Below are 13438 nucleotides of genomic sequence, written 5' to 3'. Positions count from 1 at the left end.
TTATTGTTTTAAGCCAAATATAGTATCACTCCAGCTAGCTACGGTATACTCTCTATATATTGAACTAGGTAATTGTTCATAAGGTGTAGAGAAAAAATTATACATGGAGTCCATATTTGTTTCGTTTATTACAAAAATATTATTCTCATTGTAAAAACTATAGTTTGAAATGGTTGTATTATCGGTTATTAATTTTTTTTGTAAAGCCATTGCCTCAAAAACTCTAAAACTTAGTCCTGTTTGATTTTCCCGAACTAAATCAAAAATCACATCACTTTCTTGGTACTGTGCATACATTTGTTCTTTTGATATTTTTTTACTTCTGTATGCAATTGATTGCTTCTTTTTAAATAAACTAAGTATCTGTTTGATTAAAACTTTTTTTCCAACAATAATAAAGAGGTGATTTATTTTATACTCTTCTAATTTTTTTGATATGTTGAGAATTGATTTTACTCTTTTGTCAAAAGAAGCTATGTAAATAGCTTGATGTATTGTTTTTTTACTAGTTTCAAGCTTTCTCAATAACGGTATATAATTTGTTGTTTTTTTTAAATTATATTTTAGAACATCATCTTGATCAAATGAGTAAATTTCGTCAAAAACATTTTTTAATAAATGCGCTATTGGAGCTCTATTTGAACTATCGCAAAGGTAGGCTATGTATCTCGAAGTGAATTTTTTTATTTCTAAGTGGTACTCTAAATCTATAGTTTCAGGACTAATTACTAATATTTGATCTTGTCTACCAATATTTTTTAAGGTGTCAATAATATAATCTTGTCTTTTTTTATTTTTAGGATTTTTGTTCGTAAAAATTTTAAATAGTGAATTTGTTATTTGATGAAAAAAATTTTTATGTTTAAAATTGCCAATTTTAATATGAATAGATTCAATTCCTTTCTCTGTCAGGGCATCTACTATGTTATGGTCATAGCCCCAATGGTCAAAACTTATTACGCAGATTTTTTTTTTCATATTTTCATTTTTGCAAATTTAGATTTTCTGCCAGTAATAAATAATAGAAAACACAAATTATTTTAGGCCAAATTATCTTATTTTGAGGAAATATCTTTTATTTTTGCAATAAAAAGATGTATCGGATTAAAGTTCAAAAAGATTATTGCAAAGATGAAATATTAAGCTTGATTAACAAATTTGATATAAGTGGCGAAGTCGTTGATAAAGGAAAGAGAAATGAAATAAAATTTTTCTCTGGTAATGGAGTTAATTACAATGTTAAATCATTCAAAAAGCCATTTTTTTTTAATAAAATAATCTATGCTGTTTTTAGGAAATCTAAAGCACTTCGATCTTTTGAGTTTGCTGAAATTTTATTGAAAAAAGGTCTCAATACTCCAAATCCTATAGCTTCAGTAGAAAATTATGACCTGCTAGGGTTGTCACATAGTTATTATGTAAGTGAGCATTTATACTATGATTTTTTGTTTAGAGATTTAGTTGAGACTGAAAACTACCCGGATTTAACTAATATTTTATTACAGTTTACAAACTTTTGTTACACACTGCATGAAGAGGGAATTGAATTTTTAGATCATTCTCCAGGTAATACTTTAATTAAGAAAAGTTCAGAAGGAAAATATGAGTTCTTCTTAGTTGATTTGAATAGAATGAATTTTCATAAAAAAATGTCTTTCGATAAGAGAATAAAAAACTTGAGTAAACTTGTAACAAGGACCGATATGGTTATTACAATTAGTCGTGAATACGCTAAATTGTACAATAAATCTTTTGAAGAAACTTTTGAAAAATTAGTTTTTTATATGACGAGTTACAATAAAAAGCAAGTTAGGAAACGAAAGATCAAATTATTTTTTAAAAAAGCATAGAGTAGTTACTAATAAGATTATGAAAATTAGATTATCTGTTGTTATTATAGCTTACAACGAGGCAAGAATTATTGAAGAATGCTTGAAAAAATTATATTGGGCAGAAGAAATAATAGTAATTGATTCTGGTAGCACTGATTCAACTGTGGCTATTTGTGAAAAATATAATGCAAAAGTTATATTTAATAAATTTGTTAATTACGGCAAACAGAAAAACTTTGCAGTTGAGCAAGCGTCTCATGATTGGATTTTATCTTTGGATGCAGACGAAGTTTTATCGGACAAATTAATAGAGGAGATTAAAGATCAGTTTGAAGCAAATAATCCAGATATTTATGGCTATTATATAAATTGCAGGCATGTTTTTCTAGGAAGAGCTTTTAAATATGGAAATGAAAGTAGTAGAAGCGTTTTACGTTTATTTAATAAAAAAAGCGGTCAATTTAATAGCAATAGTGTTCATGAAAGTGTTCATGTAAATGGCAAAACACGCCATCTTAAAAATGTTTATCTACATTACACCTCTGAGTCGTTAAATGTGTATATTAACAAGCTAAATAAATATACACAGCTTTATGCTGAGAGCAAATTCAAAAAAAACAAGAAATATTCTCTTTTTGAAATTATCATTAAAATAAAATTTGAATTTATTAAAAAATATTTTATCGAACTAAACTTCTTAAATGGAAAAGAGGGTTTTTATTGGTCTTATTTTTCTGCTTTTTATACAGGTGTTAAGTGTATTAAAACGAATGAGCTCTATTTTTTAGACAAAAAATAGTTATTGATTGTGATCTATTTTAATTGTTATGCACTTTATTAAATTCGGATTAATAATTGTTTGTCAATATCTTTTATTGAGATTAAAGTAATTTCAATTTTGGGAAAAATCTAGTATAAATTCTATAATCTTAATTTATTAGAATGTTAGGTCGTTCAGATAATTTTTAATCTATAACTGAATTCTCAGTAGTTCAATGAGTCCTATTTTTAATTGGAAGATTTGGTATTAAAATAAATGACAACATCATTTATTCAAAATTATGGATATTTGATTGTTATAAATTATTAGAGATTTTTGTATACATCCATAACTTGACGAGCAATAACATCATCGTTGAATTTTTGCACAAATTTAAAACCTTTTTCCACCATATCTTTTTGAAGCTCTTTGTCAACCAATAATTTTTGTATGGCATGTTCAAGATCTATTGCATTTGTTGGGTTGATATATATTGAATTTGGTCCCCCAGCTTCTGGAAAAACCCCGCCTTGGGTTGATATTACTGGAGTTTTTGAATATAATGCTTCAATAATAGGAATTCCAAAACCTTCATATAATGATGGATAAACAAAAATCGTAGCTAGTTGATATACTATCGCCAGCTCTTCAAGAGACAGTCCCTTTAAGAAAATCACTTTATGTTCTAAATTGTGTTTCTTGATGTAACTTTTTACTTCAATGGCATAATTAGTGTCTTTGCCTACAATTACTAAACAAGTATTTATATTATGGAGTGTTTTAACAGCTAGTAAAATATTTTTTCTAGTTTCAATAGTACCCACGTTAAGAATAAACTCTTTTGGTAGATTGTATTTTGATACAACCTTTTTTTTATCGTTCTCAGTGAATTCTTTTTTAAAAACAGCGTGGCATCCTTGATAAATTACTTTTATTTTTTCGGGATCAACTTTCAAGTACTCTATAATATCTGCTTTTGTTTGTTCACTTATTGCAATGATACAATTTGCTTGATGTGCAGCTTTGTTGAATTTATAAAAGTGAATTTTGCGGTCAAAAAAGGAATATAAATGAGGGAATTTTACAAAAATTAGATCGTGAATGGTAACTACACTTTTTATATTGGATTGGTTTAGTCCAGAAGGAATTTCACCTGACAAACCATGTAAAATTGTAACGTTGTCGTTTGTTAAATCCTGTACAATTCCTTTTTGTCTCCATAAATTATAAAATTTTTGGTAAAAAGGAGACTGAGGTTTTTTCTCAAAAACATTAATGTTATTAGTTTTAAATAAGGTTTGCGATGCCTTTTTTGGGTTGTATAAGGCATAAATATTATCAGGATAATATTGGCTTAGTAAACGTATTAAATCACGACTATAGTTACCAAGTCCTGTTTTGTTATGAAAGATTCTTTTTGCTTCAAAGCCAATATTCATCTGATTTTTTTTTTAAACCGCTACGTCATATTCACGTAAGGCATTATTTAATGATGTTTTTAAATCTGTTGAAGGTTTGCGAGTTCCAATGATTAATGCGCAAGGTACTTGAAAATCTCCTGCTGGAAATGATTTTGTATAACTTCCAGGAATTACTACAGAACGAGCTGGTACGTATCCTTTCATTTCAACTGGAGTTTCTCCGGTAACATCAATAATTTTAGTAGAGGCTGTTAAGCAAACATTAGCGCCAAGAACTGCTTCTTTACCCACGTGTACACCTTCAACTACAATACAACGAGATCCAATAAAAGCTCCATCTTCTATGATTACTGGCGCAGCTTGTAATGGCTCAAGTACACCACCAATTCCTACACCACCGCTTAAATGTACATTTTTCCCAATTTGAGCGCAACTTCCTACTGTTGCCCAAGTATCAACCATTGTTCCTTCGTCCACATAAGCACCAATATTTACATAACTAGGCATTAAAATTACACCACTTGAAATGTAAGCACCGTATCGCGCTACTGCATTTGGTACCACACGAATTCCCTTTTCGGCATAGTTTCTTTTCAATAGCATTTTGTCGTGGTATTCAAAAATACCAGACTCCCATGTTTCCATTTTCTGGATAGGGAAGTACATTACCACTGCTTTTTTTACCCATTCGTTTACTTGCCATCCATTTTCAAGAGGCTCTGCAACACGTAATTTTCCGGAGTCTAAAAGTTCTATAACTTCTCTAATAGCATCTGTTGTTGGGGTTTCTTGTAACAAGGCACGATTTTCCCAAGCTTGCTCTATAATTGTTTGTAATGGATTCATCTTTTTAATATTATGGTTTTAAATTTTTTAAGGGATTTCCTTTTATTTTAATGTATTTTTCACCTATGAATTTTGCTCCGCTGGTGTTCAAATGGTCGGGGTTTCTATAAACAATTGTATTGTTAATGTCTATTTCGCATTTCCCATCTTTACACATTACATCATTAAGATTTATTATAATTATAGAGGGAAATTTTCTCTTTATTTCGTTTATAATGTAATTTTTTGGTCGCTTGTATTGAATAAATGAAAATTCACGCTGAGAAAAATAAACAGGTATTTTTGCTTTGACTAATTTTGCCCTATGTAAATTGATCTCTGTTGTTGTTCTTAGGGCCTCAAAAATAATTATTTTTTTTCCAGTTTTCACTAATCTTTCCAAAGTCTTTATTGTGTTAAGATATGTTGCTTTGTTGTTATCTTCAGAAAGACTTTCCCAGCTAGCAGCAATAAAAATATTTTTAAATTTTTCAGCATATTCCAGCCTGTCTAAAGCATATTTTCTTGGAAATTTAGGTGAGTTATCATTATTCAAAGAATTCATAAGTGGATATCCTCCTGCGGCACTATCGTGTATATACAATCCTGCATCTTTTGCTAAAACATTTAGAAATGCAGCAGTATGATTTGCAAATGAATCCCCAAGTAAAACACCATCTAATGTGTCTTTTTTTATTCCTAAGAAACATTCTTCGCAGTTCCCTATTTTAAATTTATCAAAACATTGTTTTCTTATTTTATTTGGATGGTTGGTATCGGGTATAAATTCTGTTAATTCAGGAAATCTGTTAGGAAAACCATCGTAAGTATCTATAATGGCGTATATGAGCGTAATTACTATAAAACAGGGTGCTAAAACAACAAGTACTGTCTTTTTAAAATCATATTTGTATTTTGTCCTGAAAGGTTGTTCTATAAAGTACCAAGAAAAATAGGATAAAAGTAAAATAAAAATCAGCGATCCTATTCTTACCCCTCCATCAAGACTAATTCCGAAATATTTTACAAAAACAAATACGGGCCAATGCCATAAATATAAAGAGTAGGAAAGTAAACCTAGAAAAACCAAAACTTTATTTTGTAACAGCAAGTTTACTAAACCTTTATTTTTATAGTCTTTTCCTGTATATATTAGTAAAGCCGTCCCTAGACATGGCCACAAAGCATTTAAACCTGGAAATAAACTGGATTTATTTAATAGTACAGCAGGAATAATAATCAATGATAACCCGATGATTGATAATATACTGTTTTTTGTTTTTGACAACGAAGGTAATTTTTCCCAAAACATCGCTAGACAGCCACCAATTAAAAGTTCAAATATACGCGCAGGAAGTAAAAAGTAGGCTAAAGTTTGGTTTGTGTTTGTAAAATAAACCGAAAGTAATATGCCAAGGAGTACCAAAAATGAAATTAAAATAAGTCTTTTTTGAAAACTAAATTTTTTGTGCATTAGGAACAATAAAAATGGCCACAAAAAATAGAATTGTTCCTCAACTGAAAGGGACCAAGTATGCAAAAATAGAATTAAATCTGAATTTTCTGCAAAATAATCCCCATTGTTTATCCAAAGGTAGAAGTTATTGGTGCAAAGCAGGGTTTGGATTAAAGTTCTTGAATATGTTTCAAGATGATTGGAAAATAAAAAGAAACATGCAGGAATAGTTACAATTAACATAACAAAGAAAAGAACGGGAATTATTCTCCTAATTCTTCTTAAATAAAACTGCTTTAAAGAAAAAGAATTAGTGATCATTTCTTTATCGATAGTCAATGTAATTAAAAACCCTGATAAAACAAAAAACACATCAACTCCAATGAAGCCACCTGATAAAAGTCTAAAATTTGCATGGTATAAAATTACTAATATAACAGCTATTGCTCTAATTCCATCAATGTCAGAACGATAAGAAAAATTGGGTTTCATTAAGTTTAATTTTGCAGCAAAGATAGAATTTTTAACCAAAAGCAAAACAGTTAAAAACAGACTAAAATGTTACAGATCTAACTTAAATTTATAAATCACCGCTGTTATGAGATTAGAGTTTTAGACTAACATTAAAACCCAAGTCCTTTAATTATTGAGATCGTTCACTTTGGATGAATTATGTATAGTTTAGAAAGTTTTTGTATTAATAAAAATGAAATAAGATCTAAATTAGAGTTAAATTATAAATGTACTCCAAGACTTAGCGATAAAATTTGTGAATTAATTTTGATATTTTGGCATTGTATGTGCTATTACCTTTTTGTAAAAGTTATATTTATGAAAAGAATTATACTAATTGGGATACTATTATTTGTTTTTCAAAGTTGTGGTCTCTATTCTTCAAATGGCATCTATAGACAAACAGATTCAATTAAAAACACCATTGTAGTCTCTTGTAAACAAAGGTATTTTATTAAAAATAACAGTGAAATCTTTTATGCAAATAATGATTTTGTCTTAGAAAAAAAGAAAGAATCTGATACATTTAGTTCCTTTTTTAATTTGTTTACAAGCCAAGATTTTGGCAAAATAGACAGCGTGGTTTATGTGAAAATAAACGATAGAATTTACTCTAAAACGATCAAAAATTACAGTAAAAGTATACATACAGAAACAAAAACCGATACCGAGTCTATTAAAGATAATGAGGATAAAAAAGTCGAAATTGTTACGGGTTTTCAAAGTGATTCTCGTTTAATGCATCAATTTGAGTTGAATTATAACGAAGAGGAGCTCCTTGAATTTAAAAATATAAAGACACTTAGTTTTCAGTTTTATAAAAACAGAAAGCCAATCTTGATCAATGTTAACACTTCTGAAATTCTTAAAATAAGAAATATATTCAGCCAATATTAAGCTAATTAAATAATAACTTTATCTTAGCATTTTAATTAGCTAATTTTAATTTTAGTACTAAGTTTTTATATTTTAATATGCCAAGAATACTCGCCATTGATTACGGACAAAAAAGAACAGGAATTGCAGTTACTGACGAAATGCAGATTATTGCGTCAGGTTTGACGACAGTGACTTCTAGTACTGCAATCGCTTTTTTAAAAGATTATTTTGCTAAAGAAAAAGTAGAGGCTGTTTTAATAGGAGAACCGAAACAAATGAATGGACTACCCTCTGAAAGTGCTTCCATTGTAAAAGGATTTGTGACTCATTTTACCAATCATTTTCCGGATATGAAAGTCATTCGTGTAGACGAACGCTTTACATCCAAAATGGCATTTCAGTCCATGATAGACAACGGAATGAGTAAAAAGCAGCGTCAAAATAAAGCGCTCATAGATGAAATTGCAGCCACTATCATGCTGCAAGATTACCTAAATAGAAAATCTTTTTAAGGTTCAAGAGAATATGTTTACTTTTTGAGAAAAATGTTTTAAAAATGTAACTTTTTGGTTCCGATTTATACTTTTTTTTGGAATTTAATAATTTATCTTTGCATTTTAAAATCTTATTATGCCTGATACAACGATACGTACCCAAAGTGAAGTAGTTCTTATAGGTGCTGGAATTATGAGCGCCACTCTAGGTTTAATTTTAAAAGAATTGAAGCCTGATATTACAATCGAAATATACGAACGATTAGATATGGCAGCAGCCGAAAGTTCTGATGCATGGAATAATGCAGGAACTGGCCACTCCGCCTTTTGTGAGCTAAATTATACTCCGGAGGGCGAAGATGGAAGTATAAATCCAAATAAAGCAATAAGTATTGCTGAATCATTTGAAGTTTCAAGACAATTTTGGGCTTATTTGGTTCAAGAAAATAAAGTTCCTTCTCCTGAAAAATTTATCAAAAGCATTCCTCATCTCAGTTTTGTTTGGGGCGAAAAAAATATAGATTATCTTAAAAAAAGATTTGAAGCCTTACAAGCCAATCCTCTTTTTAAGGAAATGATTTTTAGCGAAAACTTTTCTGAATTAAAGAAATGGATGCCTCTAGTAATGGAAGGTAGAGACGAGACTGATAAAGTTGCTGCTACTACAATGGCAATTGGTACCGATGTGAATTTTGGAGAATTAACTCGAAGTATTTTTAATTACCTTACTAGTCTAGATGGTGTTACGATTCATTTTAATCATGAAGTTCTAAAGCTAAGACAGCGAGAAGATAAATCTTGGAGAATTAAAATAAAGAATTTGGCTAACGGCCAAATACGTAAAGCCTATACTAAGTTTGTTTTTATTGGAGCTGGTGGAGGTTCTTTACCTTTACTTGAAAAAGCGGATGTTCCAGAAGGAAAAGGATATGGTGGATTCCCAGTAAGTGGTCAATGGTTAAAATGTACTAATCCTGATGTGATTGCAAAGCATCAAGCTAAAGTATACGGTAAAGCTAGCGTGGGCGCTCCGCCTATGTCTGTACCACATATTGATTCAAGAGTTATCAATGGAGAAAAACAATTGCTTTTTGGACCATTTGCAGGTTTCTCAACTCGGTTTTTAAAAAATGGTTCTTATTCTGATTTGCCTTTGTCTATAAAGACAGATAATATTATACCTATGATTGCAGCGGGTATCAAAAATATTCCGCTTACTAAGTATCTGATAGAACAAGTGCGTCAATCTCAAAAAGACAGAATTAATGCTTTACGTGAGTATGTGCCAGGTGCACGCTCTAAGGATTGGGTTCTAGAACGTGCCGGTCAGCGTGTTCAAGTTATTAAAAAAGATGAAAAGGAAGGTGGTATTCTAGAATTTGGTACCGAAGTAATTACAACTGCTGATGGAACATTATCGGTATTGTTAGGAGCTTCTCCAGGGGCATCTACTGCTGTTTCTATAATGATTGACTTGATTAGCAGGTGTTTTGTAGACGAATATCAAACTCAAGAATGGCAAGATAAACTTAAAGTTATGGTACCATCATTTGGACAGAAATTAAATGAAAACCCTGAACTATTAAAAGAAGTTCGTGAAAATACGGCCAAAGTATTGAAGTTAAATTAATATTTGGGCGATTCATATTTATAAAAAAACGCTAGAGCATATTTCATGTTCTAGCGTTTTTTTTAGCTAATACTCTTTAAAGTTTGTGTGGTTTGAACTATTTTTTCAGATAAGTTAATCAGCCACATGAGTTGTTCTATAACTAGTTGCGCCTCTTGCATAACCGAGTCAAAATCAGTTTCAGTGCTGTTTTTATGAATGCTGATTTCTCTTTGTTGAATATTTTTTAGTTCTGTGAATCTTAGTTTTAATTCGTTTACAGATGAAGGTGTAATTGCTAGATTTTTACCATTTAAAGTTTCGATAGCATTTTGTAAATTTTGAATTCCTGTATTTACTACTACATTAAATGATTCTGATGCCGCAGTAGTTTTATGGGATTGGATATAAGTTCCTAATGAAGCAATCGAGGAAAGTAAAGAATGGTTTAAAACGGCTAATTCATACACTTGTTCTAAGTGTAATTGTTTTGTTTTGGGTTCTTGAACCATTCTTTGGTAACAAGCCATTAGATTTCCTATTTCTATAAACGCATTTTTTCGAGCTAGTTTGTAAGATGTTGAAAGCGTACCTTTGGTATTGTAATAAATAGAAATTTCTTTTAAATAGTTTTGGTTGGCAAGTACTGCCTTTTTAATCGTTGCGGGAGCGCTCAAAAATTCCCAAGTAGGCCATAAAAAGTAATTGGCTACAGCTGCTAATAAAGCTCCTACAAGAGTATCTACAATTCTATACTGTACAAGTTCATTCACGTTTGGAGTTAGTATTCCGTAAATAAAAACCACATACATGGTTACAAATGTAGCCCCGATTTTATAATTAGTTTGTGAAAATGCAAACCCAAGCAGCATGCAAATAATACAAAACATGCTAATTATAAAATTATCTTTAATGAAATAAAGGATTCCAAAAGCAATAATTCCACCGAGGATAGTTCCAGTTATTCGTTGAAACGTGCGTTCTTTGGTTAAACCATATCCTGGTTTCATAATCACGATAATGGTTAACAAAATCCAGTAAGCGTTTTGAAAAGGGAAGTAGTTCCCTAGTGCTAAGCCTATTATTAAGGTAACTGTTATTCGTAAGGAATGTCTAAATATAGAGGATGAAAAACTGAGGCTTTCTCTTAATGTTGTCCATGGGTAATGTTGTGGAGCTAAAAATTTCTCTATATCCTTGTCAAGACCTTTGTAATCAAGTGTGTTATAATCTCTTGTAAAAGCATGTTCAATAGTCTTTATTTTATCAACTTGCTTGTCTGCATACTGTAACATGGTGGTTAGCATAAAAACTCCTTCTACTGCTTGTTGTTTACCAAGTGTTATCTCGTATTGAGTGATCACAATTTGCAAGGCATTTATGTCTTCCCAAAATGAAAGTTTATCGAGTTGTGTTTTTCCTTTTTTAATACTTTTTGAAAAAATTTGTAGGCTTGACGCCAAATGGTACGCCAGCTTTTGATAGGTAGCTAATACTTTTGGATGATCGTCAAATTTATCGTGTAGTTTTTTATGATCAAATGCTGTTGATAAAGCCAATTCAAGAATTTCAACAAGGCAAATAAAGACAACAAGCATTTTTCTATTTGCAGCAGAGGAGCCATTAATGCTATGATTGGGTATTAATACTTCTCTAATATTCTGATGAATGACGTTGAGTTCTACCTGTAAATGAAGCTGCTTTTTGGTAATTGCTTTTCGATCTGCGTTTAAGGACCACAAATCACCCCTAAGTTTTAAATATTTCGCGGTAAGTTTCATGCATTCCTGTACTTGCAGTTCTAAATATCTATTTGGTTTTAGATAATGAAACACAAGAGAAACTAGTAAATAAAAAATCCCACCAGCAAAAATTAAAAGCGCGTGAAAAAACATAGGCCAACCTGAAGCTGTATTAGAAAATGCTAAAGCCAAAGCTACCAAGCAAGAAAAGGATAACATACTAGCCCTTTGCCCATAGACAGATACAATTGAAATAGAAAAAATTAATAAAGTGATTACGAGGTAGAATAAGACTTTGTAAGGAAAAAAGATATTGACTATTAGCGTAATAATAGAAGTTAATATTGCCGTAAGTACAATGCCATACATTTTTTGGTTTAAGCTACTTGCTATGTCACTTGGATATACAAATATAGCTCCCAGTGCCAGTACAAAACCTATATTAAACGTACCAAAATAAGTGAAAACAACTACAGGAATTACCGCCGCAATAGTTACTTTTAGTGCGTTTGTAAAAGAAGCCGTATCTATAAATTTTTGAATCTCTGTAAGCATATTTCTAGGTTGTAACAAAGATAAGATTTGAAAAAGTTAAAAGAGGTATAAACAGCGTACTTCTGTCTAAAAGATTTAATTTATTTTAAAAATTGATAGTATAATATTCATTGTTTATTTTTTACTATTTTTGCAGACTGAATAAAAAAGCTGGATACCATATTTTTTAGCTCCTAATTTTAACACTGTACAATGATTTTACCAATTATAGCTTACGGCGATCCCGTTTTAAGAAAAACAGGAGAACTTGTTACCGCAGATTTTCCTAATTTAAAGGAAATCATTTCAAATATGTATGAAACCATGTATAATGCTCATGGTGTGGGTCTTGCAGCTCCTCAAGTAGGTCTTGCTTTACGCATATTTGTAATAGATACAACTCCTTTTAGCGATGACGATGAACTAGATTCTACAGAGCAAAATAAATTGAAAGGGTTTAAAAAAACTTTTATCAATGCTAGAATGGTAAAAGAAGAAGGGGAATTATGGAGTTTTAATGAAGGATGCTTAAGTATTCCCGATGTAAGAGAGGATGTTTACAGAAATCCAACGATTACATTAGAGTATTGCGAAGAAGATTTTGTAATGAAAACAGAAGTATTTGACGGACTCATAGCCCGCGTAATTCAACATGAATACGATCATATTGAAGGCGTTTTATTTACGGATAAAATTTCGTCCTTAAAAAAAAGATTAATTCAAAAGAAATTAAAAAACATATTAGAAGGGAAAACTTTTCAAGAGTACCGAATGAAATTTTTCGGAAAAAAGGGAAGATAAGTCAAGCTAGTGCAAGCGTGGTACAATTTTTGGGTACCTAGATAAAATTAATTAATCCAATTTTCAATAACAATTACACGAACCATGAATTTAGAAAAAATATTAGCCATTTCAGGAAAACCAGGTTTATACATTTTGAAAGTACAAACTAGATCAGGATTTGTGGCTGAGTCATTAGCTGATGGAAAAAAAATTACAGTAAACTTAAAAAGTAATGTAAGCTTACTTTCTGAAATTTCGATTTATACTTACGAAGGTGAAAAACCATTATCTGAAATCATGCAAACTATTGCAGATAAAGAAAATAAAGGTGAAGCTTTATCACATAAAGCTGAAAATGCAAAATTAATGGAGTATTTCAAAGCCATTTTGCCTAATTATGATGAAGATAGAGTATACCCATCTGATATTAAAAAAATATTAAACTGGTACGGAATTTTACAATCAAAAGAATTGCTTAATGATGATGCTCCAGCTACTGCCGAAGAGCCAAGCGCACCAGCAGTTGAAGAAGTTAATGAAGAAGTTGCAGAAAAACCAGCTAAAAAAGCAAAAGCTAAAAAAGAATAACA

The 13438-nt window shown here is 30.6% G+C and carries 12 protein-coding genes; 7 read left to right on the top strand and 5 right to left on the bottom strand.

Translation table 11 applies throughout. The annotated features are described in order from the left end of the window. The gene (locus FJV36_RS09500) at window positions 1-978 is read right to left on the bottom strand and encodes a hypothetical protein (protein ID WP_158729511.1); all 978 of its coding nucleotides are present in this window, start codon (window positions 976-978) and stop codon (window positions 1-3) included. 116 nt (window positions 979-1094) lie between these two features. Here FJV36_RS09500 and FJV36_RS09495 point away from each other — a divergent pair, with 116 nt between their 5' ends. Then, a complete protein-coding gene (locus tag FJV36_RS09495) occupies window positions 1095-1850 on the top strand; it encodes a Kdo domain containing protein (protein ID WP_158729510.1) in 756 nt (251 codons plus the stop codon). A 19-nt stretch (window positions 1851-1869) separates the two neighbouring features. Beyond that, the gene (locus FJV36_RS09490) at window positions 1870-2631 is read left to right on the top strand and encodes a glycosyltransferase family 2 protein (protein ID WP_158729509.1); all 762 of its coding nucleotides are present in this window, start codon (window positions 1870-1872) and stop codon (window positions 2629-2631) included. 287 nt (window positions 2632-2918) lie between these two features. Here FJV36_RS09490 and FJV36_RS09485 read toward each other — a convergent pair whose 3' ends face one another. The 3 genes from FJV36_RS09485 to FJV36_RS09475 are packed head-to-tail and all read right to left on the bottom strand — an operon-like array spanning window position 2919 to window position 6786. Next, the gene (locus FJV36_RS09485) at window positions 2919-4031 is read right to left on the bottom strand and encodes a glycosyltransferase family 1 protein (protein WP_158729508.1); all 1113 of its coding nucleotides are present in this window, start codon (window positions 4029-4031) and stop codon (window positions 2919-2921) included. Between the two features lie 12 nt (window positions 4032-4043). After that, window positions 4044-4859, bottom strand: a complete 816-nt coding sequence (locus tag FJV36_RS09480; RefSeq protein WP_158729507.1) for a 2,3,4,5-tetrahydropyridine-2,6-dicarboxylate N-succinyltransferase — start codon at window positions 4857-4859, stop codon at window positions 4044-4046. Between the two features lie 10 nt (window positions 4860-4869). Next, window positions 4870-6786: an acyltransferase family protein gene (locus tag FJV36_RS09475; RefSeq protein ID WP_158729506.1), complete on the bottom strand. Its 1917-nt coding sequence runs from the start codon at window positions 6784-6786 to the stop codon at window positions 4870-4872. Between the two features lie 339 nt (window positions 6787-7125). Between FJV36_RS09475 and FJV36_RS09470 the strand changes: the two genes are divergently transcribed. The 3 genes from FJV36_RS09470 (at window position 7126) to FJV36_RS09460 (ending at window position 9810) form a co-directional block, all read left to right on the top strand. Next, entirely contained in the window at window positions 7126-7704 is a 579-nt protein-coding gene (locus FJV36_RS09470) for a hypothetical protein (RefSeq protein ID WP_158729505.1), read from the top strand. Between the two features lie 77 nt (window positions 7705-7781). After that, window positions 7782-8198 (top strand): Holliday junction resolvase RuvX, encoded by a 417-nt coding sequence (gene ruvX / locus FJV36_RS09465; protein WP_158729504.1) that lies wholly within the window; start codon window positions 7782-7784, stop codon window positions 8196-8198. A gap of 118 nt (window positions 8199-8316) precedes the next feature. Further along, window positions 8317-9810, top strand: coding sequence for a malate:quinone oxidoreductase (locus FJV36_RS09460; RefSeq protein ID WP_158729503.1), 1494 nt, complete (start codon window positions 8317-8319; stop codon window positions 9808-9810). Window positions 9811-9872: 62 nt separating this feature from the next. Here the strand turns inward: FJV36_RS09460 and FJV36_RS09455 are convergent, their stop codons facing one another. Further along, window positions 9873-12086 (bottom strand): FUSC family membrane protein, encoded by a 2214-nt coding sequence (locus FJV36_RS09455; RefSeq protein WP_158729502.1) that lies wholly within the window; start codon window positions 12084-12086, stop codon window positions 9873-9875. A 192-nt stretch (window positions 12087-12278) separates the two neighbouring features. Here FJV36_RS09455 and def point away from each other — a divergent pair, with 192 nt between their 5' ends. Next, a complete protein-coding gene (gene def / locus FJV36_RS09450) occupies window positions 12279-12866 on the top strand; it encodes a peptide deformylase (protein WP_086453103.1) in 588 nt (195 codons plus the stop codon). 84 nt (window positions 12867-12950) lie between these two features. Beyond that, complete coding sequence (locus FJV36_RS09445; RefSeq protein ID WP_158729501.1) at window positions 12951-13436, top strand: DUF5606 domain-containing protein; 486 nt, start codon at window positions 12951-12953, stop codon at window positions 13434-13436. Window positions 13437-13438 lie beyond the last annotated feature (2 nt).

Source organism: Flavobacterium sp. I-STPP5a (genome assembly GCF_009764685.1).
Classification (GTDB): domain Bacteria; phylum Bacteroidota; class Bacteroidia; order Flavobacteriales; family Flavobacteriaceae; genus Flavobacterium.
This window is presented reverse-complemented; position numbering and strand designations above follow the sequence as displayed.

Coding starts and splice junctions, on each gene's coding strand:
- FJV36_RS09500 (WP_158729511.1), bottom strand. CDS start 978: ATGAAAAAAAAAATCTGCGTAATAAGTTTTGACCATTGGGGCTATGAC.
- FJV36_RS09495 (WP_158729510.1), top strand. CDS start 1,095: ATGTATCGGATTAAAGTTCAAAAAGATTATTGCAAAGATGAAATATTA.
- FJV36_RS09490 (WP_158729509.1), top strand. CDS start 1,870: ATGAAAATTAGATTATCTGTTGTTATTATAGCTTACAACGAGGCAAGA.
- FJV36_RS09485 (WP_158729508.1), bottom strand. CDS start 4,031: ATGAATATTGGCTTTGAAGCAAAAAGAATCTTTCATAACAAAACAGGA.
- FJV36_RS09480 (WP_158729507.1), bottom strand. CDS start 4,859: ATGAATCCATTACAAACAATTATAGAGCAAGCTTGGGAAAATCGTGCC.
- FJV36_RS09475 (WP_158729506.1), bottom strand. CDS start 6,786: ATGAAACCCAATTTTTCTTATCGTTCTGACATTGATGGAATTAGAGCA.
- FJV36_RS09470 (WP_158729505.1), top strand. CDS start 7,126: ATGAAAAGAATTATACTAATTGGGATACTATTATTTGTTTTTCAAAGT.
- ruvX (WP_158729504.1), top strand. CDS start 7,782: ATGCCAAGAATACTCGCCATTGATTACGGACAAAAAAGAACAGGAATT.
- FJV36_RS09460 (WP_158729503.1), top strand. CDS start 8,317: ATGCCTGATACAACGATACGTACCCAAAGTGAAGTAGTTCTTATAGGT.
- FJV36_RS09455 (WP_158729502.1), bottom strand. CDS start 12,086: ATGCTTACAGAGATTCAAAAATTTATAGATACGGCTTCTTTTACAAAC.
- def (WP_086453103.1), top strand. CDS start 12,279: ATGATTTTACCAATTATAGCTTACGGCGATCCCGTTTTAAGAAAAACA.
- FJV36_RS09445 (WP_158729501.1), top strand. CDS start 12,951: ATGAATTTAGAAAAAATATTAGCCATTTCAGGAAAACCAGGTTTATAC.